Genomic DNA, 702 nt, shown 5'->3' with positions numbered 1-702 from the left:
CCCGACGCCAGGTCGAAGGGCCGGTTGCACACGGCGGACTCGGTGCCGGCCAGGTCCTCGGCGGCGCAGTCCCGCACCTCGTACCAGTCCGCCACCGGAACCGGCGCCGCCACCCGCTGCGCCGGCCGCGCGCCCGAGGTGTCCACCCGCAGCCGCAGCATGCCGTGCCGTTCCGCCAGGTGCGCCAGCGCCCGGCCGAGGAGGCCGGTGTCGAGCGGGCCGCGGATCGTCAGCCGCAGATGGCCGCGCGCCGGGACGTCCGGGTGGAGCAGGCTGCTGGTGTGGAGCGCGAGCTGGACGGGCGTCAGCGCGAAGGGCTCGCCGTCCGGGCGGTCCGGGACCCGGTCGTCGAGGTGGGCGGCGAGCTCGCGCACCGTCCGGTGCTCGAAGAAGAGCGTGGTGGGCAGGGACCGCCCCAGCTCCCGCTCCAGCCGTTTGACGAGGTCGACGGCGCCCAGCGAGTCCAGACCGAGGGTCAGGAACGGCGCGTCGTCGTCGACCGCCGCCGGCGGGATCTCGAGGGACCGTGCCAGCAGCTCCCGCAGTACGGCGGCCGTACCGGAGGAGGCCGGGGCGCGCCCGCCCGTTCCGTCGGCCGCGGGCGGCGGCGCCGGGGTGACCGAAGGTGCCGGGGGCGCCCCGGGTGCCCCCGGTGCCAGGTCGGCGAGCACCAGCTGTGCCGCGTCCGTGCCGCAGGCCGAG

Annotated in this window: 1 protein-coding gene; it reads right to left on the bottom strand. The window is 77.8% G+C overall.

Annotated features, from left to right (window positions below):
* Positions 1-702: acyl carrier protein (locus B7767_RS40960; RefSeq protein WP_143652956.1), on the bottom strand; the 702-nt coding region annotated here is incomplete at both ends.

It is taken from the genome of Streptomyces sp. 13-12-16, from assembly GCF_002114215.1.
GTDB lineage: Bacteria > Actinomycetota > Actinomycetes > Streptomycetales > Streptomycetaceae > Streptomyces.
This window is presented reverse-complemented; position numbering and strand designations above follow the sequence as displayed.